Annotated in this window: 19 protein-coding genes; 9 read left to right on the top strand and 10 right to left on the bottom strand. The window is 69.9% G+C overall.

What is annotated here, in order from left to right:
• Nucleotides 1-32: 32 nt before the first annotated feature.
• Nucleotides 33-728: an NADPH-dependent F420 reductase gene (gene npdG, locus AC0T5L_RS19550; protein WP_476166893.1), complete on the top strand. Its 696-nt coding sequence runs from the start codon at nucleotides 33-35 to the stop codon at nucleotides 726-728.
• 92 nt (nucleotides 729-820) lie between these two features.
• Here the strand turns inward: npdG and AC0T5L_RS19545 are convergent, their stop codons facing one another.
• The 5 genes from AC0T5L_RS19545 to panB form a co-directional block, all read right to left on the bottom strand.
• Nucleotides 821-1,423 (bottom strand): hypothetical protein, encoded by a 603-nt coding sequence (locus AC0T5L_RS19545; RefSeq protein ID WP_476166892.1) that lies wholly within the window; start codon nucleotides 1,421-1,423, stop codon nucleotides 821-823.
• Nucleotides 1,424-1,449: 26 nt separating this feature from the next.
• On the bottom strand, nucleotides 1,450-2,067 hold the full coding sequence (locus AC0T5L_RS19540; RefSeq protein ID WP_476166891.1) for a hypothetical protein: 618 nt from the start codon (nucleotides 2,065-2,067) through the stop codon (nucleotides 1,450-1,452).
• A 41-nt stretch (nucleotides 2,068-2,108) separates the two neighbouring features.
• Nucleotides 2,109-2,660, bottom strand: coding sequence for a hypothetical protein (locus tag AC0T5L_RS19535; RefSeq protein WP_476166890.1), 552 nt, complete (start codon nucleotides 2,658-2,660; stop codon nucleotides 2,109-2,111).
• 642 nt (nucleotides 2,661-3,302) lie between these two features.
• Nucleotides 3,303-4,343 (bottom strand): LLM class F420-dependent oxidoreductase, encoded by a 1,041-nt coding sequence (locus AC0T5L_RS19530; protein WP_476166889.1) that lies wholly within the window; start codon nucleotides 4,341-4,343, stop codon nucleotides 3,303-3,305.
• Nucleotides 4,344-4,532: 189 nt separating this feature from the next.
• Nucleotides 4,533-5,378 (bottom strand): 3-methyl-2-oxobutanoate hydroxymethyltransferase, encoded by an 846-nt coding sequence (gene panB, locus AC0T5L_RS19525; protein WP_476166888.1) that lies wholly within the window; start codon nucleotides 5,376-5,378, stop codon nucleotides 4,533-4,535.
• A gap of 378 nt (nucleotides 5,379-5,756) precedes the next feature.
• On the opposite strand from panB, the gene AC0T5L_RS19520 reads away from it, so the two are divergent.
• The 6 genes from AC0T5L_RS19520 (at nucleotide 5,757) to AC0T5L_RS19495 (ending at nucleotide 14,334) form a co-directional block, all read left to right on the top strand.
• Entirely contained in the window at nucleotides 5,757-7,361 is a 1,605-nt protein-coding gene (locus tag AC0T5L_RS19520) for an MFS transporter (RefSeq protein ID WP_476166887.1), read from the top strand.
• Nucleotides 7,362-7,445: 84 nt separating this feature from the next.
• Nucleotides 7,446-7,880 (top strand): RrF2 family transcriptional regulator, encoded by a 435-nt coding sequence (locus AC0T5L_RS19515; protein WP_476166886.1) that lies wholly within the window; start codon nucleotides 7,446-7,448, stop codon nucleotides 7,878-7,880.
• A gap of 137 nt (nucleotides 7,881-8,017) precedes the next feature.
• A complete protein-coding gene (locus AC0T5L_RS19510; RefSeq protein ID WP_476166885.1) occupies nucleotides 8,018-9,199 on the top strand; it encodes an NO-inducible flavohemoprotein in 1,182 nt (393 codons plus the stop codon).
• A gap of 72 nt (nucleotides 9,200-9,271) precedes the next feature.
• Nucleotides 9,272-9,673, top strand: coding sequence for a cupin domain-containing protein (locus AC0T5L_RS19505; protein WP_476166884.1), 402 nt, complete (start codon nucleotides 9,272-9,274; stop codon nucleotides 9,671-9,673).
• Nucleotides 9,674-9,825: 152 nt separating this feature from the next.
• A complete protein-coding gene (dnaE, locus tag AC0T5L_RS19500; RefSeq protein WP_476166883.1) occupies nucleotides 9,826-13,386 on the top strand; it encodes a DNA polymerase III subunit alpha in 3,561 nt (1,186 codons plus the stop codon).
• A 156-nt stretch (nucleotides 13,387-13,542) separates the two neighbouring features.
• Nucleotides 13,543-14,334: a PadR family transcriptional regulator gene (locus AC0T5L_RS19495; RefSeq protein WP_476166882.1), complete on the top strand. Its 792-nt coding sequence runs from the start codon at nucleotides 13,543-13,545 to the stop codon at nucleotides 14,332-14,334.
• Nucleotides 14,335-14,449: 115 nt separating this feature from the next.
• Here AC0T5L_RS19495 and AC0T5L_RS19490 read toward each other — a convergent pair whose 3' ends face one another.
• Nucleotides 14,450-14,737, bottom strand: coding sequence for a hypothetical protein (locus AC0T5L_RS19490; protein ID WP_476166881.1), 288 nt, complete (start codon nucleotides 14,735-14,737; stop codon nucleotides 14,450-14,452).
• Nucleotides 14,738-14,845: 108 nt separating this feature from the next.
• On the opposite strand from AC0T5L_RS19490, the gene AC0T5L_RS19485 reads away from it, so the two are divergent.
• The gene (locus AC0T5L_RS19485; RefSeq protein ID WP_476166880.1) at nucleotides 14,846-15,388 is read left to right on the top strand and encodes an ABATE domain-containing protein; all 543 of its coding nucleotides are present in this window, start codon (nucleotides 14,846-14,848) and stop codon (nucleotides 15,386-15,388) included.
• Between the two features lie 30 nt (nucleotides 15,389-15,418).
• Here the strand turns inward: AC0T5L_RS19485 and AC0T5L_RS19480 are convergent, their stop codons facing one another.
• Nucleotides 15,419-15,952 (bottom strand): DinB family protein, encoded by a 534-nt coding sequence (locus AC0T5L_RS19480; RefSeq protein WP_476166879.1) that lies wholly within the window; start codon nucleotides 15,950-15,952, stop codon nucleotides 15,419-15,421.
• Between the two features lie 111 nt (nucleotides 15,953-16,063).
• Nucleotides 16,064-16,600: a DinB family protein gene (locus AC0T5L_RS19475; RefSeq protein WP_476166878.1), complete on the bottom strand. Its 537-nt coding sequence runs from the start codon at nucleotides 16,598-16,600 to the stop codon at nucleotides 16,064-16,066.
• 79 nt (nucleotides 16,601-16,679) lie between these two features.
• Here AC0T5L_RS19475 and AC0T5L_RS19470 point away from each other — a divergent pair, with 79 nt between their 5' ends.
• The gene (locus AC0T5L_RS19470) at nucleotides 16,680-17,315 is read left to right on the top strand and encodes a hypothetical protein (protein ID WP_476166877.1); all 636 of its coding nucleotides are present in this window, start codon (nucleotides 16,680-16,682) and stop codon (nucleotides 17,313-17,315) included.
• 15 nt (nucleotides 17,316-17,330) lie between these two features.
• Here AC0T5L_RS19470 and AC0T5L_RS19465 read toward each other — a convergent pair whose 3' ends face one another.
• Complete coding sequence (locus AC0T5L_RS19465; protein ID WP_476166876.1) at nucleotides 17,331-19,199, bottom strand: AMP-dependent synthetase/ligase; 1,869 nt, start codon at nucleotides 19,197-19,199, stop codon at nucleotides 17,331-17,333.
• 104 nt (nucleotides 19,200-19,303) lie between these two features.
• A complete protein-coding gene (gene ybaK, locus AC0T5L_RS19460) occupies nucleotides 19,304-19,789 on the bottom strand; it encodes a Cys-tRNA(Pro) deacylase (RefSeq protein WP_476166875.1) in 486 nt (161 codons plus the stop codon).
• Between the last annotated feature and the right edge of the window lie 129 nt (nucleotides 19,790-19,918).

Below are 19,918 nucleotides of genomic sequence, written 5' to 3'. Positions count from 1 at the left end.
CTCAGCGCCGGTGCCTCTGACAGGATCGACGCATGACTGAACAGAGCACACCCGAAGGCGCGGACGTCGCCGAGATGACCGTCGCCGTCCTGGGCGGGACCGGTGACCAGGGGCGCGGTCTGGCCCGCAGGTTCGCCCTGGCCGGGCACACCGTGCACCTCGGCTCGCGCAGCGCCGAGCGCGCCGAGAAGGCCGCCCGGGACCTGGTGGAGGGCGAGTCCGCCCCGATCGACGTGCGCGGGCTGGACAACACCGCGGCCGCGGACGCGGGCGACATCGTCATCGTCGCCGTGCCCTGGGACGGGCACAAGGAGCTGCTGGAGGGCCTGGCCGAACCGCTGGCGGGCAAGATCGTCGTGGACTGCGTGAACCCGCTCGGGTTCGACAAGAAGGGCCCCTACGCACTCGACGTCGCCGAGGGCAGCGCCGCCCAGCAGGCCGCCGAGGTACTGCCGGACAGCCGCGTCACGGCCGCCTTCCACCACGTGTCCGCGGTGGTGCTGCTGGACCCGGAGGCGGAGGAGGTGGACCTGGACGTCCTGGTGCTGGGCGAGGACCGCGCGGCCACCGACGTGGTGCGCGCCCTGGCCGGACGCATCCCCGGTGTGCGCGGTGTCTTCGGCGGGCGTCTGCGCAACGCCCACCAGGTCGAGGCCCTGACCGCCAACCTCATCGCGGTCAACCGCCGTTACAAGACCCACGCGGGCATCCGGATCACCGGCCTGTAGCCGGTGTCCGTTCGCCGCGGGGCCGCGCGGCGGGAGTTCGCACGGCGCCGGTCCCGGCCCGGGACCGGCGCCGTGCGTGCGGGAGGCCGCGGTCAGCCGCAGTAGGCCGCGCGCTCCCCGTCCGTCATCCGTCTCGTGGACTGGGTGATGGTGCTGCCCTGGTCGTCGGCGGGCCCTTCGGCGGTGAAGGGGGCGTACCAGATGTAGTGGCCCCACTGGCGGTCGGAGAAGTGCAGTTCGTAGGTGCCGTGCACGCGCTGCATCCTGGGACCGTAGTACACGCGGGCCACCTCGCCCGGCTGGGCGGTGACCCGCGTCCGCTGGCTCTGGGTGTGGGACGAACTCCACTCGTGACCGTAGGAGAGGGTGAAGCTCTGCTTGAAGATCACACCGAACGTCGCCGTCATGGACAGGTTCACGCTGTTGGACTCGCCCGTGGTCTTGGACCACTCCACCATGGAGGCCTGTTCATGGTCGGTGCAGTTGTAGACGGGGGAGCCGACCGCCTCTGAGGTGTTCTGGAACAGCTCCGGCTCACCTGAGGGGTGGAACTCGCACAGGTCGGTGCTCTCGCCGCACCTCTCCAGCAGTTCCCTGACGGTCGGGGTGCCTTCGTGGTCGGCCGAGGCCGGTGCGGGGGACAGCACCAGGGCCGCAGCCAGGCCCGCCGCGGCGCCCGCTACGAGGGTTCTCATCGCTCTGCCTTTCGTGAGGTCGTGGATCACGGGCACGCGGCCCTCTCGGCGTCGGTCATCGGGCGTACGTTCTGCGTGATGACGTCGTCGGCGGAGTCGGGGACGGGCCCCTCGGCGGTGAAGGGGGCGTACCAGATGTAGTGGCCCCACCGGCGGTCGGAGAAGTGCAGTTCGTAGGTGCCGTGCACGCGCTGCATCTGGGGACGCCGCTCGACCCAGCCCACCTCGCCGGGGGCGGTGTTGACGAAGGTGGTCTGCGACTCGGTGTGCGACGTCGTCCAGGTGTGCTGGAAGGACTGCTCGTAGGACACGGAGAAGACCTTGCCGAACCCGGCCTCGGTGGTCAGGGCCAGGCCCACGCTGTTGCTCTGGGACGTGGTGTCGGACCACGACACGGCCATGTCCTGGCGTCCGGAGGTGCAGTTGAACACCTCGGAGCCGACGACGCGGCCCTCGGTGGAGAACAGTTCGCGCTCTCCACCGGGATGGAACACACAGGTGTCCGTGGCCGTGTCGCACAGCTCCAGCAGTTCGCGGACGGTGGGCGATCCCTCGTGGTCGGCGTACGCGGCGGCCGGGGGGCCCGCGATCGTGCCGGCCACGGCGACGGCGGCGGCGCAGAGCACGGCGTACGTGCGTTTCATGTCGGTTTTCCCTTCGAGCGGGGGCAGGGGAAAAGCGGGGTTCAGCCCAGGGTGGTGGAGACGGTGCGGTCGTTCATGTAGTCGCCGACGTATGGGGTGTTCTCGCGGTAGGGGCCGTCGCGGTCACCGGTGCCGTCCGCGTCCGAGTGCAGCCACAGGGCGCACCTGGCCCACGGCTGCGCCGAGCTGATGGTGTTCTGCCACTCGGACGGGAAGGTGAACCAGAAGTCGGTGCCGTCGTCTCCCTGGCACGTGTTGTCGCCGTAGACGGTGAAGGTCGCGCCGCCGTAGTTCTCGTGCTCGAAGTACGTGCCGATGATGACGTTGAAGTCGGCGGCCAGGAGGGAGGGGTGGGCGCCGTCCAGAGCCCGTTGCTGCTCCTCGAGGGTCCGGCCTGTCCGTTCCTCGGCGGCCGTGATCGCCTCGTCGAAGGTGGCGAAGCACTGTGTCCGCCCGTGACCGAGGTCGGCTATGCAGTGCTGCTCGGCGTCGGCCCGTGCCGGGGCGGAGGCGGCGGCCGTCGTCGCGACCGCGGCGACGGCGGTAGCGACGGCCATCGCGACGGCCCGCGGCCGTCCGTGCGGTGAAGTCATGCGTTCTCCGTGCTCGTCTGGGGGTAAGACATGACTTAATACATGTTAATTCAACGGTTTGCTGCTAATTGATTACTTTGTGTATATGACGCGCCCTGTGGTGGGGGTTTGCGGTCGAAAGAATTTTTCTGTCGAATCGTGGTGCTCGGGTGAAGGTTTCCTCCCCCATTAGCCCCATGATCGGTTGTTTACCGCCGCTGGAACTGTCGGTGCGGGAGGCGAGGCGCCGGTCTGCGATTTCGTGGCCCGGCGGCGCTGGATCCGGGGTCGCTCCGGCCCCCGGGGCCGTCGCGGGCGTGCGACGCGGAGGATCTCTCGTGTGTCGCCGGTCACGAACGTGCGTTTGGGTGCTCTCGGAGCTTCCCGGAATTTCACTCTGCGTGGCGGAGTCCGAAAGGGTGTCTGTGCGGGAAGCGCACTTTTCCTATCGAGTGGGCGGGGTATTAGGAGGCCTTTGGAATGGCACTCCGTTCCATTCTTCGCGGGCGGGGGTCCTTATGTGATGACCGCGTGCGGGTCGGGAATGAGGGCTTTCGCGTGAGCTCCCCGCGACGATCCGTCGCTATGGGTGGTGAGGGATCCCGGAACTGCGAGGCGGCCCCGCGCGCAGAGGCGGAGCCGCCGGTCCCTCCGGTACGGGGGTCAGGACACCCAGTCCTTCACCTTCCCGATCAGCGCGGCCGGGTCCTGGCCCATCGGGGTCACGTTGAGCTGGGTGACCCCGGCGTCGCGGAAGGCCTCCACCCGCTCGCGTACGTAGGACTCGGGGCCGACCATGTTGGTCAGTTCCACGAACTCCTCGGGCACGGCCGCCGCGGCCTCGTCCTTCTTCCCGTCCAGGTACAGGTCCTGGATCTTCTCCGCCGCCTCCTCGTAGCCGTAGCGGCGCGCGACCGTGTTGTAGAAGTTCTTGCCCTTGGCCCCCATGCCGCCGACGTACAGGGCGATCATCGGCCGAACGAAGTCGAGCAGCTTCTTGGTGTCCTCGCCCTCGCCGATGGCGAGCAGCCCACCAGCGGAGACCTCCAGCTCGCCCAGGGAGGGGTCCCGCTTGGCCCTGCCCTCGGCCAGCGCCTCACCCCACACCGTGTCGGCCTTCTCCGGAATGAACAGGTGCGGCAGCCAGCCGCTGGCGATCTCGGCGGTCATCGCCACGTTCTTGGTGCCCAGCGACGCCACGTAGATCGGGATGTCGGGGCGCGCGGGGTGGTTGATGATCTTGAGCGGCTTGCCCAGGCCGGTGCCCCGCTCCGGGGGCAGGGGCAGCTGGAAGACGGTGCCGTCATGGGTGAGGCGGTCCTCGCGTGCCCAGACCTTGCGGCAGATCTCGATGGTCTCCCGGGTGCGCGCGACCGGTTTGGCGTAGGGAACGCCGTGGAAGCCCTCGATGACCTGTGGTCCGCTGGCGCCCAGGCCGAGGATGGCGCGCCCGTCGGACAGGTCGTCCAGCCCGGCGGCGGTCATCGCGATGAGGGCGGGGGTTCGGCTGTACAGCGGCAGGATGGCCGAGCCGATCGCCACGGTCTCGGTGCGGGCCGCGATATAGCCCATCAGGGTGGGGCTGTCGAACCCGTAGGCCTCGGCGACCCACACGGTGTCCAGTCCGGCCTTTTCCAGTTCGACCACCTGGTCGACGGCGGCCTTGGGCTCGCCCGCGTACTGGAGCGGCATCGAAATGCGCATCTGTCCTCCCGGGAGGGCCGGCCCCCGGCCCCTTAGGCGCTGGATACGGTGTGACTCTACTCCCGAGTACGGTTCGGTTCGTTGTCCGGCTCACACCGTGGCGCCCGCACACGGGAAACCGCCGGCCGGGGCTGGCCCCGACCGGCGGTCCGCGCGGTCACCGCCGTCAGGCGACGGTCACGGTGGCCGTCAGCCGGTGTAGGAGTGGCGCTCCTCCGGGAACGCCCCGTTGACGACCTCGTCAGCGTAGGACGAAGCCGCCTCGCGCAGCGTCTCGTTCAGGTTGGCGTAGGTCTTGACGAACTTGGCCACACGCGGGCTCAGCCCGGCCATGTCCTGCCACACCAGCACCTGGGCGTCCGTGGACGGACCGGCGCCGATGCCCACGGTCGGGATGGACAGCTGCTCGGTCACCTGCGCGGCCAGTTCGGCGGGCACGCACTCCAGCACCACCGCGAACGCGCCCGCGCGCTCCATCTCCTTGGCGTCCTTGAGCAGCCCGGCGGCGGCCTCACCGCGTCCCTGCACCCGGTAGCCGCCCATGGTGTTCACCGACTGCGGGGTCAGGCCGAGATGCGCCATCACCGGCACACCCGCCGAGACCAGCAGCTCTACCTGGGGCGCCACCGTGTGGCCGCCCTCCAGCTTCACGGCCTGGGCCCGCCCCTCCTTCATGAACCGGGAGGCCGACTCCAGCGCCTGTTGGGGCGAGGCCTGGTAGGAGCCGAACGGCAGGTCCGCGACGACCAGCGCCCGCTGGGTGGCACGGGCCACGGCCGCGGTCAGCGGAACCAGTTCGTCCACCGTGACCGGAACGGTGGTGTCGTAGCCGTAGACGACGTTGGCCGCCGAGTCGCCGACCAGCAGGACCGGGATACCGGCCTCGTCGAAGACCCGCGCGGTGAGCGCGTCGTAGGCGGTCAGCATCGGCCAGCGCTCGCCGCGCTCCTTGGCGGCGGCCAGGTCGCGGACCGTGACGCGCCGGTTGGTGACCCCGCCGTACAGGGCGGCAGGGGTCTTACCTGTGGTGCTCATGATGTGTGTTCCTCCGTTGTCTCGAAGCACCTCGGGGGTGTCTCCGGACGTGTGGACGAATGGTGTCGTCGCGCTCGCGCGCGGGGCGGCCCGGGCCGCGGGCGGTCTCCGAAGGGGGACCGAACGTGTGCGGGAGCGGAGCCCGGCGCCGGGCGGCGGAGGGCCCGCCACCGCACGCAAGAATCATCGCATGCCTCCGCCCGTACCGCTTCCTTCGGGATGCAACCGGATTGCGCCACCGGATGTTTCCGGGTAGCTCTGGGAACACAGAGCCAGGGGGAACCGTCGCACCGTCCGCGCCACCGGGAACGCACCGACGGCGCCGTCGTGGGTACGGACCGGTCCTCCGTGTGTGTGACTCGGCGGCGGAGGTGGTTGGTGGACGCGCAGACGGCTTATCGGCGCAGGTGGGGCGGGCTCGCGGTGCTGGTCATCTGCTTGCTGGTGATCGTCGCCGACAACACGATCCTCAACGTGGCGCTGCGGGTGCTGTCCGACCCCGAGATGGGTCTGGGAGCCAGCCAGTCGCAGCTGGCCTGGGCGATCAACTCCTACACGCTGGTCTTCGCCGGACTGCTGTTCACCTTCGGCGTGCTCGGTGACCGGTGGGGACGCCGCCGCCTGCTCATGCTGGGACTGACGGTGTTCGGCACGGCCTCGGCGCTGTCGGCCTACTCACAGAGCCCCGAACAGCTCGTCTGTGCCCGCGCGGTGATGGGGTTCGGCGCTTCGATGGTGATGCCGCAGACCCTGTCGATCATCACGAACGTGTTCCCGTCCGAGCAGCGCGCACGCGCCATCGGGATCTGGGCGGGCTCGGTCGGGATGGCGATGGCCATCGGCCCATGGGCGGGCGGCCTGCTGCTGGAGAACTTCTGGTGGGGCTCGATCTTCCTCATCAACGTGCCCTTCGTGGTGCTGGGCCTGGTGCTGATGTTCTTCCTGATCCCGGACTCGCGGGACGAGAACCCGGGGAGGCCGGACGTGCTGGGCGTGCTGCTGTCCGTTCCGGGCCTGGTACTGCTCATCTACGGCATCATCACCGCGGGCGAGAGGGCCTCCCTGGCGGACTGGGACGTGTTCGGCGCCCTGGCCGGCGGCGTGGTCGTGCTCGCGCTCTTCCTGGTGCACGAGTCGCGTACCCCGGCCCCCTCCCTGGACGTGCGCTTCTTCCGCGACCCGAGGTTCAGCGTCTCCATCGCCATCGTCATGGTGCTGTTCTTCAGCATGGCCGGGATCATCTTCTTCCTGAGCTTCTACTGGCAGAGTGTGCGGGAGTTCTCCCCGTTCGTGGCGGGGCTGCTGGTGCTGCCCGCCGCCCTGGGGCAGATGATCATGGCGCCGCTGAGCCCGACGCTCGTGCGCTGGGCGGGACCGCGCGTGGTCGCCGCCGCCGGTGTGCTGGGCGTGTGTTCGTGCTTCGTGTTCTTCACCCAGTTGAGGGTGGACACGCCGCTGCCGCTCATCATCGGGATCTTCTTCCTCCAGGCCAGTGCGATGGCGGTGGTCCTGACCCCCGCCACCAACGCGATCATGTCGTCGGTGCCGCCCGGCAAGGCCGGTGCCGCCTCCGCCGTACAGAACACGGTCCGCCAAGTGGGGACGGCGATGGGCGTCGCGGTCCTGGGCGCGGTCATCTCCTTCCGGTACCGGGCCGGGATCACCCCGACCCTGGAGAGGGCGGCCGGGGGAGAGGGCACTGGTGGGCTGGGCCCGGGCGAGCTTCGCTCGGCGGGTGAGTCGATCGAGGCGACCCTGGCCGTCGCCCGCCGGATGGGGGAGGAGGGCCGGCCTCTGGTGGCCCCCGCCAAGGAGGCGTTCCTGTCCGGTCTGCACGCGGCGGCGACAGTGTCCCTGTGCTTCGGGCTGATCGGGCTGGTCGTGGTCCTCATCTGGATGCCGCGCGAGGCCGGGGGCCACCGCTCCGGGGACGGCTCCGGCGGGCGCGGTCCGACGGAAGGACGGTTCCGGCGGCTCACGTGATCCGGACGGGGAGGGGAGGTTCGCTTCGCCGACCGCGGCGGGCGCGGTGACCGGCCACCGGAGCCGGTCGCCTACGTTGTGTCCATGCGTCTGACCGCTTTCACCGATGTCTCACTGCGGCTGGTCATGCGGCTCGCGGTCGCCGAGGAGGGCGAGCTCCTCACCACCAGGGCCGCCGCCGAGATGCTCTCCGTGCCCTACACGCACATGGCCAAGGCCGTGGCCCGGTTGTCCGACATGGGGCTGGTGGAGACCCGGCGCGGCCGCAACGGCGGCCTGCGGCTGTCCGAGGGGGGAAGGCGGGCGTCGGTCGGGTCGATCGTGCGTGAGCTGGAGGGCGGGGAGGACCTCGCCGGGTGTGAGGACGATCCGCCCTGCCCGCTCCGCGTCGCCTGCCGGCTGCGCGGTGCTCTGCGCGAGGCGCGCGAGGCCTTCTACTCCTCGCTCGACGGCGTCACCGTGGAGTCCTTGGTGGCACCGCCCGCCCGGGACGCCCTGGCCCTGCTGCGCCCGAGGTAGAGGCGGCCGGGAGCACCGCTTCCACCTGCGGCTTCGACGGATAACGGACCCCGGACAGGGGGCTCCTGTGGGCGGATTTAATATGCATTTCAGATGACAATTTTTCTCCAGGACAGCCTTCCCGCGAAGGAGGACGCATGCTCTCGCCCGAGTCCGCCGCCACGATCCGGGCCACGATCCCCGTTGTGGCCCAAGCCCTGGACTCCATCACCGCCCGGTTCTACGACACGATGCTCGGCGAACGCCCCGAGCTCCTCGACGGCGTGTTCAACCGGGGCAACCAGGCCTCCGGCGAGCAGCGCAGGGCCCTGGCCGGATCGATCGCCGCCTTCGCCACCCTCCTCGTCGAGCACCCCGACGAGCGGCCCGACGCCCTTCTGTCCCGCATCGCCCACAAGCACGTCTCCCTCGGCGTCACCGAGGACCAGTACGTGATCGTGCACAAGTACCTCTTCGACGCCATCTCCCGCACCCTCGGGGACGCGGCCGCGCCCGGCGTCGTCCGCGCCTGGGACGAGGTCTACTGGCTCATGGCGGGGGCCCTCATCGCGCTGGAGGCCCGCCTGTACGCCGAGCGCGGGCACACCGGCCGCGACGTCTGGAGCCCCTGGCGGGTCGTCGACCGCCGCGTGCAGACCCCCGACACCGTCTCCCTCACCCTCGAACCCGAGGACGGCGCCGAGGTACCCGACTTCCGGCCGGGCCAGTACGTCAGCGTCCGCGTGCGTATGCCGGACGGTGTCCACCAGGCCCGCCAGTACTCCCTGACCGGCGGGGAGGGCAGGCGCCGCCGCGTCACCGTCAAGCGCCTGCGCGCCGGGACGGCCCCCGCGGGCGAGGTCTCCACTCTGTTGCACGACACCGCCGTCCCCGGCCACACCATCATGGTCTCCCTCCCGGCGGGCGACGTGACCCTGGCCGAGGGCGATCACCCCGTCGTGATGGCCTCGGCCGGGATCGGCTGCACACCGATGGTCGCCATGCTCAACCGGCTCGTCGAGCAGGGCAGTGAACGCGAGGTCCTCGTACTGCACGCCGACCGCAGCCCGCGGGACCACGCCCACCGGGACGAGGTCAGCGCCCTGGTCGGGACGCTTCCCAACGCGACCTCGCGGGTCTGGTACGAGACCGGCGGCGACGACGGCCGGGGGCGGATGGACCTGAGCGTGGTGGAGGTTCCCAAGGGAGCCGATGCCTACCTGTGCGGACCGCTGCCGTTCATGCGCGACGTGCGAGCCCAGCTGCTCGGGGCCGGTGTGCCCGCCGGCCTCGTCCGCTACGAGGTGTTCGGTCCCGACCTGTGGCTGAGCACCGACTGAGCGGCGTTCGTCCGTGTCCGTGCGGCCGGACCGCGCGGCCTCGGCACTGGAGCGACTGCTAGGTTCGGCCGCGTGAACGACGGCGTGTACGTAGGCAGTGCGGGCAAGGACGCGGCGCTGGACCGGGGGTGGCTTCTCGGGCACTTCAAGGACCCCGGCGATCCCCGCCACAGCGAGGCCGTGGAGATCAAATGGGGCGTCCACCCGCGTGGGGACGAGAGGACGCAGTGGGTGAGGGGCGAGCACCGAACAGCTCTCCTGGTACTCATCAGCGGTCGCTTCCGAGTCGAACTCCCCGACCGCGACGTCGTCCTGGAGCAGCAGGGCGACTACGTCGTGTGGGGCCGCGGAACCGGCCACTCCTGGGTCGCGGAGGAGGAGTCGGTGGTGTTGACGGTCCGGTGGCCGTCCGTGCCCGGCTACGCGGTGACAGAGGACCGCCGGGTGAGCAGGCCCAAGCGCCGCTCAGCCTGACGGTCCACGGCGCGGGAGGCGCCTCCAGGGCCCGTCCCGGCGCGCCTTTCCCGGTGCCGACCGGTCGTCCACAGGCGTCAGCGGGACGGCCGGGAAAGTCGTAAGCTCAGAAAACACCACCCGTCCGTCCACCCTTCGGGAGCACTCCACCCATGGCCGACTCCTTCGCCCATCTGCACGTCCACACCGAGTACTCCATGCTCGACGGTGCCGCGAAGCTGAAGCCCCTGTACAAGGAGGCGTCGAGGCTGGGCATGCCCGCGGTCGCCATGACCGACCACGGCAACATGTTCGGGGCGTACGAGTTCTACCAGCAGTCCAAGGGGACCGGCGTCAAGCCGATCATCGGCATCGAGGCCTATGTCGCACCCGAGTCGCGGTTCCACAAGAAGCGGGTCTTCTGGGGGCGGTCCGGCGGGTCCGACGACGCCTCGGCCGAGGGCGGCAAGAACATCTCCGGTGGCGGACGCTACCTGCACATGACGATGCTGGCCGAGAACGAGACCGGTCTGCGCAACCTCTTCAGGATGTCGTCGCTGGCGTCCATGGAGGGCTACTACATGAAGCCCCGCATGGACCTGGACCTGATGGCCGAGCACAGCGAGGGCGTCATCGTCTCCACCGGATGCCCTTCGGGCGGTGTGCAGACACGGTTGCGGCTGGGCCAGGAGAAGGAGGCCATCGAGTACGCGGGCAAGCTCCAGGACATCTTCGGCCGCGACAACGTCTTCCTGGAACTGATGGACCACGGTGTGCCCATCGAGAAGGAGGTCCGCGACGGCCTGCTCCGGGTCGGCCGCGAGCTGAACATCCCGCCGCTGGTCACCAACGACTCCCACTACGTCTACGAGAGCCAGGCCTCCGCGCACGACGCCCTGCTGGCGGTGGGCGTGGGCAAGAACCTGGACGACCCCACCCGGTTCCGGTTCAACGGCTCGGGCTACTACCTCAAGAGCGCGGACGAGATGCGCGGCCTCCTCAACTTCGACGAGTGGCAGCAGGGGTGCAGGAACACCCTGCTCGTCGCCGAGCGCATCGACCCGGGGGCCTACGACAACGTCTTCGCCCACCGCGACCTGATGCCCGTCTACCCGGTGCCGGAGGGGGAGACCCAGGCCTCGTGGCTGGCGAAGGAGATCGAGCGGCTGCTCCCGACGCGCTACCCGGACGGGGCCGGTGACGACGTCCGCGGGCGAGTCGAGTTCGAGCTGGGCATCATCAACGAGATGGGCTTTCCCGCCTACTTCCTGGTGGTCGCCGACATCTGCCAGTACGCGCGCAAGGCGGGCATCGCGCTGGGTCCGGGCCGCGGTTCGGCGGCCGGATCGATGGTCGCCTACGTGCTGGGCATCACCGACCTGGACCCCTTGGACCACGGCCTGCTGTTCGAGCGGTTCCTCAACCCCGAGCGCGTCACCATGCCCGACGTCGACCTGGACTTCGACGAGCGTCGGCGCGGGGAGATGATCGAGTACGTCACGAGGCTCTACGGCGACGAGCGCGTCGCGCAGATCCTCACCTTCGGCACCATCAAGGCCAAGGCCGCGGTCAAGGACTCCGCCCGCATCCTCGGCATGCCCTACTCGGTGGGCGACCAGATCACCAAGGCCTTCCCCGCGGCGGTGGGCGGCAAGGAGATCCCGCTCGAGGCGGTGTCCAACTCCGAGCACGAGCGCTACGGCGAGACCACGGAGCTGCGCAGCCTCGCCGAGCAGGACCCCCAGGTCGACAAGGTCATGGAGACCGCGCGCGGTATCGAGGGCCTGACCCGCGGCACCGGCGTGCACGCCGCGGGCGTCATCCTGTCCAAGGAACCCCTGCTCGACGTCATCCCGCTGCACAAGCGCGACACCGACGGCGCCATCATCACCGGCTTTCCCTACCCTCAGTGCGAGGACATGGGACTGCTCAAGATGGACTTCCTGGGCCTGCGCAACCTGACGATCATGGACGACGCGGTCAACAGCATCAAGGAGTCCGAGGGGATCGACATCGATCTGGGGAAGCTGCCCCTGGACGACAAGAAGACCTACCAGCTGCTCTCGCGCGGCGACACCCTGGGCGTGTTCCAGCTGGACGGCGGCGCCATGCGCAACCTGCTCAAGCGGATGGAGCCCAAGAAGTTCGGTGACATCGCGGCCGTGCTGTCGCTGTACCGGCCCGGTCCGATGGCCGCCAACGCGCACAACGACTACGCCGACCGCTCGAACGGCCGCCAGGAGATCACCCCGATCCACCCGGAGCTCAGGGAGGCTCTGGATCCGATCCTGGGGGAGACCTTCCACCTGCTCGTCTACCAGGAGCAGATCATGGCCATCGCCCAGCAGCTGGCCGGGTACACGCTGGGCGGCGCGGACCTGATGCGCCGCGCCATGGGCAAGAAGAAGATAGAGGCCCTGGAGGAGGAGGAGGCCAAGTTCTTCCCCGGCGCCATGGAGCGCGGCTTCTCCAAGGAGGCCGTCCAGGCCCTGTGGGACGTCATGCTCCCCTTCGCCGGGTACGCGTTCAACAAGTCGCACGCCGCCGGGTACGCGCTGGTCTCCTACTGGACCGCCTACCTCAAGGCCAATCACCCCGCCGCGTACATGGCCGCTCTGTTGACCTCGGTCAGCGACGACAAGGACAAGATGGCGGTCTACCTGGCCGAGTGCCGCACACAGGGCATCAAGGTGCTCCCGCCCGACGTCAACGATTCGGGTCTGCGCTTCACCCCGGTCGGCCAGGACATCCGCTTCGGCATGGGCGCGGTCCGCAACGTCGGCGCCAACGTGGTCAACTCGATCATCAAGACCCGCACGGAGAAGGGCAGGTACACCTCCTTCACCGACTTCCTGTCCAAGATCGAACTGGCGGCCTGCAACAAGCGCGTCATCGAGTCGCTGGTCAAGGCGGGGGCCTTCGACTCCCTCGGCCAGCCGCGCCGCGAGCTGTACCGCCACCACGAGACGGCGGTCGAGGGCATGATCAGTGCCAAGAAGCAGGAGGCGCACGGCCAGTTCGACCTGTTCGGCGGAGGGGAGGAGGACGACTCCCCCCCGGTCGGCCTCAGCATCAACTGGGGTGACGAGGAGTGGGACCGCAAGACCAAGCTGGCCTTCGAACGGGAGATGCTGGGCCTGTACGTGTCCAGCCACCCGCTGGCCGGTGCCGAGCGCGTGCTGGCGCGCTCGCGCGACACCTCCATCGCGCAGGTCGTCGCCGGTGAGATGGCCCGCGAGCGCGGTGAGGTGCGCATCGCCGGGCTGATCTCCAAGGTGGACAAGCGCACCAACAAGGCGGGCAACCAGTGGGCGATCGCCACGGTGGAGGACCTGGACGCCTCGATGGAGGTGCTGTTCTTCCCCAAGACCTACCCGCTGTACGTGGAGGCCCTGCTGGAGGACACCGCGGTCACCGTCAAGGGCCGGTTGAACGACCGGGACGGCACGTGGTCGATGTTCGCCTCCGAGATGTCGATCCTGGACATCTCGCACGTCACCGAGGGCGAGCCGCCGGTGCTGCTGACCGTGGACGAGAAGCGCCTGACCCCCGAGCTGGTCGGCGACCTGCGCCAGGTGCTGGCCACGCACAAGGGGGAGACCCCGGTGCGGATCCGGGTGGACAACCCGGCTCGGTCCAGGATCTACGCCGTGGACCGCTACTCGGTGCGGATCTCCCCGGAGTTCAACGGTGAGGTGAAGAGCCTGCTGGGAGCCTACGCGGTCGACTACTGACCCACCCCTCCCCGGTCCCCGGGCGCCCTGCGAAGGGGCGCTCGGGGACCTTTTTCATGCCCGGAGCTTGCCCCTGAGAAATTAAAGATATATCTTTGACCTATCAGAACATAGTATGACAGTCGGACTGTATCGCTTATTATGAAGGAGAGCACCATGAGCGCCATGGCACTTCCCGGCCCCTGGTCCTGGAGCGCGCGCGGCCCGGGCCGTGCACGCCGTCCCTGGGGCCGGCGTTCCGACGATGTCCGAGGCGGGCACCCCGGACACCCCGGGCACGGACGCGGCGGTGAGCGAGCCGAGTTCGGTCCGATGCCGCCCGAGCCCCCGACGCCACCCGGGGTCCCACCGTGGGCGGGAGGGCACTTCGGGCCAGGCCAGCCGTTCGGCGGATTCGGCCCGGGCGGGGGCCCCGGCCCCCGTGGCGGGCGCGGCGGCGGCCGGCGCGGCGGACACCGAGCCAAGCGGGGCGACGTGCGCACCGGCATCCTGCTGCTGCTCGCCGAGGAGCCGCGCAGCGGGTACGAGATCATCCGCGAGGGCCGTGACCGCAGCGGTGGCATGTGGCGGCCCAGCCCCGGTTCCGTCTATCCCATGCTCCAGCAGCTGGAGGACGAGGGTCTGGTCGCCCAGCAGGAGGGCGAGGGGCGGCGGCGTCCCTACAAGCTCACCGAGGAGGGCATCGCCCATCTGGAGGAGAAGGGCGCCGGCCTCACCCCGCCCTGGGAGGCGGGCGCCGACGCCTACGCCGACAGCCGGTCCCGGTACGAGGAGGTCGGCACACTGGCCTACCAGCTCACCGCCGCCGCGGCGCAGGTTGCCCAGGCGGGTAGCACCGAGCAGATCGAACGGGCCAAGCGGCTCCTCTCCGAGACCAGGCGGGGCCTGTACCTGATCCTCGCCGAGGAGGGCGAGGGCCCCGCGGCCGAGGACGGCACAGGGCTCTGACCCGGGCCGGCGGCGCCCGCGGACGTACCGTCCGCGGGCGCCGTGCGTTCTCCACCGGGTGTTCCCGCTCCACACCCCGTGCGCGGGAGCCAGCCGTCGCGGACGCCGGTGCGCGTCAGGAGGTGTGCAGCACCTCGGCGTGCCGCATCTCGTGCACAGTGGTGATCCGGCCGAAGAAGCCGGCGGCGGCCGGGTCCGAGGGCATCTCCTTCGCGGCCCGCTCGGCCGCCTCGCGCGAGTCCCACAGGATGACGTCGCCGACGCTGTCGTCATCGAAGCGCACCAGCTGGGCGCTGACGAACGCGGAGCCGTAGCGCTCCCTCAGCCGCCGGACGAGAGTGTCGCGGCTCGCGGCCAGGGCCTCGGGGTCATCAGTCTCGAAACGAACGTACTCCAGTGTCATGGCGGACCTTCCCATCCTCGCGACCGTTCATGTCACGGACTTGTCTACCCAAATCCGTGACAGGAAGGTATCACGGATTCAGGTATAAAAATCCGGTAGCTTGGGGGTATGACGCTGCGCGAGTTCGACGACATGCCGTGGATCGGCCACGAACACCCCGTCCTGGACCTGACCAACACCGTCGTCGTGGGCGCCGGTCCGGGACGGGACGACGTCGACTTCTTCGCCGACCCCGGGCTCACCGCGGCCTGGCGCACGCGCGTCGGTGCCCGCGCGCTGGCAGGGGAGCCGACCGAGGCCCTGCGATCCCTGCGGAGGCTGGTCCGCGCCGCGGTGGACGCCCGGGCGGAGGGGAAGCCGGTACCGGAGCGGGTCAGGGAGGACCTCAACGCCCTGGCCGCCCACGCTCCGGTGACCCTGCGCATGGACGCCGAGGGCCGGCTCGGCCAGGAGGAGGCGGGGCGGGACGCCAGGGCCGCGCTCGCACGGCGCGCACTCGAACTCCTTGCGAGGGAGGGCGGCGAGGGCCTACGCCGCTGCGACGCGCCCAGCTGCGGCATGTACTTCCTGCGCACCCGCCGTGACCAGGCCTGGTGCTCGGTCGGATGCGGAAACCGGGCACGCGCCACCCGGCGCCGCCCGGCCCCCTGAGCACGCGTGCCGGCGGCCGGACGCGGCGGGCTACTCGCCGGTGGTGCCGTCGGCGAGTTCGCGCAGCACGTCCAGGTGGCCGTTGTGGCGGGCGGTCTCCTCGATCATGTGCACCAGCACCCAGCGCAGCGTGGCGGGCTCCTCTCCCCGGCGCGGGCGTGTCGCCACGGCGTCCAGCTCGAGCTTGGCGGTGATCTCACGTGAGCGGGCGCACTGGGCGTCGTACTCGTCGAGCAGCCGGTCCAGGGGGACCTCCCCGCCCCGGCGCCACTCGGCGTCCGGGTCCCGCGAGGTGGCGTAGCCCTGCTCGGGCAGTCCCATCAGGATCATCTCGAACCAGGCGTGTTCCACCCAACGCAGATGGGACACCACGGCACCCACGCTCATCAGCGGAGACGTCGGCAGGGGGGTCGCGGCGGCGTGCTCCGGGGACAGCCCGGCACACTTGGCGTGGACCGTGGCCCGGTGCCACTCCAGCCACGTGGTGAGCATCATGCGCTCGTCGGCCGACATGGGCGGGTCCACACGTCCGGGCACGCGTGGGGATGCGTTCTCATCACTCATCCAGACATTCTTCCGGTCATCGGGTCTGGCATCCACCTGTTTGCGAATTCCCGTTGTCCGTCCGAAGGCGGCGAAACCGCCGTCCGCGGCACCCGCGTCGTGCGGTGCGGGCTATCCGCCGGTCACTCCGTCGGCGAGTTCGCGCAGGACGTCGAGGTGGCCGTTGTGGCGGGCGGTCTCCTCGATCATGTGCACCAGCACCCAGCGCAGGGTCGGATGGGGGCGGGTGCGCCGTGCGCCCGAGCCCAGTTCCAGTTTGGCGGTGATCTCACGTGAGCGGGCGCACTGGGCGTCGTACTCGTCGAGCAGCCGGTCCAGGGGGACCTCCCCGCCCCGGCGCCACTCGGCGTCCGGATCTTCCTCGCTGTAGGGAGCCAGGTCCGGTTGGTTGAGCATCACGGTCTCGAACCAGAACGCCTCCACCCAGCGCAGATGGCACACCACACCGCCCACCGTCATCAGCGGGGAGGTCGGCAGCGGTGCCGCCGCCGACAGGTCCGGGGACAGCGACAGCCCGTCGCACTTGGCGTGGACCGTGGCCCGGTGCCAGTCCAACCAGCTGGTGAGCATGGTGCGCTCGTCGGCGGCCATGGGCGGATCGACACGTTGGGGTACGGGGACGGCCAGAGGGCTGTTCTTGTCGCTCATGCCGGTATTCTCCGTTCCGGCTATACCCCGTATCCACTGGTTTTCCGCGAGCCGGGACGGGGTGGAGAGAGTGGGGGAGATGGCTGACCAGAACCGGTCGGACACGTCGGCGTGGGCGCCTCAGCTGGCCGCGGGGGCGTGTGTCCTCGGAGCTCTGCTCCTGCTGGGCGCCCTGCTGGGCCCCCTGTGGTGGCAGATCGCGCCCCGTGCGGAGGGCACCGCCCTGGGCGGAGGCGAGGTCTTCACCGGCACCACCGAGGCCGTGTTCGCGGGGGAGGGCTACTTCGCCCTCATGACCGCGCTGACCGGGCTGGTCACCGGCTACACCGCCTACATGGTCCAGTTCCCCCTGGCCCGACGCCGCTTCCGGGACTTGCGCATGGTCTGCCTGGTCGCGGGTTGCCTGGGCTCCCTGGGCGGGGCGCTGCTCACATGGCGCATCGGCGTGGCCCTGGACGGTCCGGCGCGCGCCGCCGTCGCCGCCGCCGAATCCGGGGCCACCGTCCAGATCGGCCTCCAGCTTGAGGCGACCGCCTTCCTGCTGATCTGGCCGCTGGTGTTCGTCCTCCAGTACGGGCTGCTCGACGCGATCAGCTTCGCGCGCCGCGACCAGCCCGGCGTGCCCGCCCGTGTGCCCAGGGCGGACGCGGCGGCCACGCCCGCTTCGTCGATCCCGGCCGACGACCGGGCGTGGCCGGAGGAACCTCCCCGCTGATCCCCGGCCACCGCCTCACAGCGTCTGGACGGTGTTCTCGTACATGCCGTCGAGCAGGTCCCGGTACTTGTTCTCGATCGCCCGGCGCCGCATCTTGAGGCTGGGCGTGATCTCGCCCTCCTCCACCGTCAGGTCGTTGGGCAGGATCGCGAACCTCTTGACGGTCTCGTGCCGGGGCAGGCCCCTGTTGAGCTCGTCGACGGCCTCCTGCACCATCTCTTCTACCTTCGGCTCGCGTGTCAGGCTCGTGTAGTCAAGGCCGCCCAGGCCGTTGTCCGCGGCCCACACGCCGATGGCCTCAGGGTCCAGGGTCACCAGCGCAACGCAGTAGGGGCGCTGGTCGCCGTGCACCACCAGGTTGCTCACATAGGGGCACAGCGCCTTGAACCGGCTCTCGATGCTCTGCGGAGCCACGTACTTGCCGCCGGAGGTCTTGATCAGCTCCTTCTTGCGGTCGGTGATGCGCAGGCGCCCGCCCTCCAGGACCCCGATGTCGCCGGTGGCGAACCAGCCGTCCTCGGTGAGCACGTCCTCGGTGGCGCCGGACAGGTTGTGGTAGCCGCGCATCACGCCACCGCCGCGGATGAGGACCTCGCCGTCCTCGGCGATCCTGACCTCGGTGCCCGGCATGGGCAACCCGACCGTGCCGAACCTGACGTCGCCGGGCCGGTTGACGAATGTTCCGGCGCTGGTCTCGGTGAGCCCGTAGCCTTCCAGGATGATGATCCCGGCACCGTAGAAGAACCGTCCGATGTCGGGGGACAGCGGCGCGCTGCCGGAGATGAAGAACTTCAACCGCTCGCCGAAGCGTGCCCGCAGCTTGGCGAACACGAGCCTGTCGGCGACCTTGTACTGAGCGGCCAGCAGACCGGTGGGCTCCTTGGCGTCCTCCTTCAGGCGCGCGACCCGGTCGCCCACGCCCACGGCCCACCGGAAGACCCGGTACTTGGCCGCTCCCCCCTCCTTGGCCTGCATGACCACCCGGTTGTAGACCTTCTCGAAGATGCGCGGGGCGGCGGCCATGAAGGTGGGACGCACGATGGCCAGGTTGTCCACGATCTTGTCGACACGGCCGTCCACGGCGGTCTTGAAACCGATCCGCAGCTGACTGACCTGCATGACCTTGCCGAAGACGTGCGCCAGCGGCAGCCACAGGTACTGCACGTCGTCGATGTTCATCAGATCCCAGCCCTGTGGGCGCAGCTCGGTGTCCAGGTCCTCCATGGCCTGGGCCTCATAGAGCCAGTTCGCGTGGTCCAGGCGCACGCCCTTGGGCTTTCCGGTGGTGCCCGAGGTGTAGATCAGCGTGGCCAGGTGGTCGGGGCGCACGCCCGACACCAGTTCCTCGAACAGGTCGGGTTTCTCGGCGTGCAGCGCGGCGCCCGCGTCCGCCAACTCGTCGAGGGCCATCACCCAGTCGTCGTCACCGCCCGCGGTGCCCTCGAATGCGATCACCCTGGACAGCCCGGGCGTCTGAGCGCGCTGGTCGACCAGTTTGGCGACCTGCTCGTCGTTCTCGGCGAAGGCCACCATGCTGCCGGAGTCGGAGACGATGTAGGCGCAGTCGGGCGGGGTGGAGGACGGGTAGATGGTCGTGGAGGCGCCGCCCGCGCACAACACGGCCAGGTCGGCGAGGATCCACTCGATCCGGGTGCCGGAGGCGATCGCGCACCGGGCCTGGGGGGTCACCCCCAAGGAGTGCAGGCCCAGTGCGAGGTCGCGCACGCGGTCACGGGTCTGGGACCAGGTGAGGGTCTCCCACTTTTCGGGAGCGCCGCTCGGGTCGGGGATGGGGTAACTGAACGCCTCGGCGTCGCCGGACTCGGCGACGCGGGAGAGGAACATTCCGGGAACCGACTGAAAGGGGGACGAAGTGTTGCCCATGTCACAAAACTACTCTTGGGTAGATGGACCGGCAACAACCTGTGTGCGGCTTCGCCGGGGCTTCCACCGCCCCGGCCCGATACCTCCCGTGTCCACCGCCCCGGTCAGGAGGAGCCGATCGACGCGGTGACCGCCTCGGTCAGCTTGATCAGGTCCTGCGGCTTCAGTTCCATCTGTAGCCCCCGCCGTCCGGCCGAGACGTAGACCGTGGGCAGAGCGGTCACCGAGGTGTCGATCACGGTGCGCAGCCGCTTGCGCTGGCCCAGCGGGCTGATCCCGCCGCGTACGTATCCGGTGGCCTTCTCCGCCTTGGCGGGGTCGGCCATGACGGCCTTCTTGCCGCCGACCGCCGCGGCCAGCGCCTTGAGGTCGAGCGTGGCGCTGACGGGGACGACCCCCACGGTGAGCTGGCCGTCCACCTCGGCGATCAGGGTCTTGAAGACGGCTCCCTGGGGGACGCCGAGCGCGTCGGCGGCGTCGGCGCCGTAGGAGCGTCCGTCCGAGGCGTCGTCGGCCTCGTAGGGGTGCAGTGTGTACGTGGTCTTGGTCCGTCCCGCGGCCACGGTCGCGGGTGTGGCTTTTCCACTCATCGAGTACCTGGTTCCTCTCCTGCGCGTGAACGCGCTGGTGCGTGCGTCACGAACACGCCCGGGTCTCGGAGCCCGGGCGTGCAGCACCGGTCCGCACAGCAGGCTAGGCGACCTGGGCCGCGAGTGTGT

The organism is Nocardiopsis sp. TRM 82005 (assembly GCF_056312425.1).
This window is presented reverse-complemented; position numbering and strand designations above follow the sequence as displayed.

What these genes read in the sequence shown, in the direction of transcription:
- AC0T5L_RS19475 (WP_476166878.1), bottom strand. Translation starts at nt 16,600, where the DNA reads ATGAGCGACAAGAACAGCCCTCTGGCCGTCCCCGTACCCCAACGTGTC.
- AC0T5L_RS19510 (WP_476166885.1), top strand. Translation starts at nt 8,018, where the DNA reads ATGCTCTCGCCCGAGTCCGCCGCCACGATCCGGGCCACGATCCCCGTT.
- AC0T5L_RS19490 (WP_476166881.1), bottom strand. Translation starts at nt 14,737, where the DNA reads ATGACACTGGAGTACGTTCGTTTCGAGACTGATGACCCCGAGGCCCTG.
- dnaE (WP_476166883.1), top strand. Translation starts at nt 9,826, where the DNA reads ATGGCCGACTCCTTCGCCCATCTGCACGTCCACACCGAGTACTCCATG.
- AC0T5L_RS19515 (WP_476166886.1), top strand. Translation starts at nt 7,446, where the DNA reads ATGCGTCTGACCGCTTTCACCGATGTCTCACTGCGGCTGGTCATGCGG.
- ybaK (WP_476166875.1), bottom strand. Translation starts at nt 19,789, where the DNA reads ATGAGTGGAAAAGCCACACCCGCGACCGTGGCCGCGGGACGGACCAAG.
- AC0T5L_RS19535 (WP_476166890.1), bottom strand. Translation starts at nt 2,660, where the DNA reads ATGACTTCACCGCACGGACGGCCGCGGGCCGTCGCGATGGCCGTCGCT.
- AC0T5L_RS19485 (WP_476166880.1), top strand. Translation starts at nt 14,846, where the DNA reads ATGACGCTGCGCGAGTTCGACGACATGCCGTGGATCGGCCACGAACAC.
- panB (WP_476166888.1), bottom strand. Translation starts at nt 5,378, where the DNA reads ATGAGCACCACAGGTAAGACCCCTGCCGCCCTGTACGGCGGGGTCACC.
- AC0T5L_RS19480 (WP_476166879.1), bottom strand. Translation starts at nt 15,952, where the DNA reads ATGAGTGATGAGAACGCATCCCCACGCGTGCCCGGACGTGTGGACCCG.
- AC0T5L_RS19465 (WP_476166876.1), bottom strand. Translation starts at nt 19,199, where the DNA reads ATGGGCAACACTTCGTCCCCCTTTCAGTCGGTTCCCGGAATGTTCCTC.
- AC0T5L_RS19530 (WP_476166889.1), bottom strand. Translation starts at nt 4,343, where the DNA reads ATGCGCATTTCGATGCCGCTCCAGTACGCGGGCGAGCCCAAGGCCGCC.
- AC0T5L_RS19545 (WP_476166892.1), bottom strand. Translation starts at nt 1,423, where the DNA reads ATGAGAACCCTCGTAGCGGGCGCCGCGGCGGGCCTGGCTGCGGCCCTG.
- AC0T5L_RS19470 (WP_476166877.1), top strand. Translation starts at nt 16,680, where the DNA reads ATGGCTGACCAGAACCGGTCGGACACGTCGGCGTGGGCGCCTCAGCTG.
- AC0T5L_RS19540 (WP_476166891.1), bottom strand. Translation starts at nt 2,067, where the DNA reads ATGAAACGCACGTACGCCGTGCTCTGCGCCGCCGCCGTCGCCGTGGCC.
- AC0T5L_RS19495 (WP_476166882.1), top strand. Translation starts at nt 13,543, where the DNA reads ATGAGCGCCATGGCACTTCCCGGCCCCTGGTCCTGGAGCGCGCGCGGC.
- npdG (WP_476166893.1), top strand. Translation starts at nt 33, where the DNA reads ATGACTGAACAGAGCACACCCGAAGGCGCGGACGTCGCCGAGATGACC.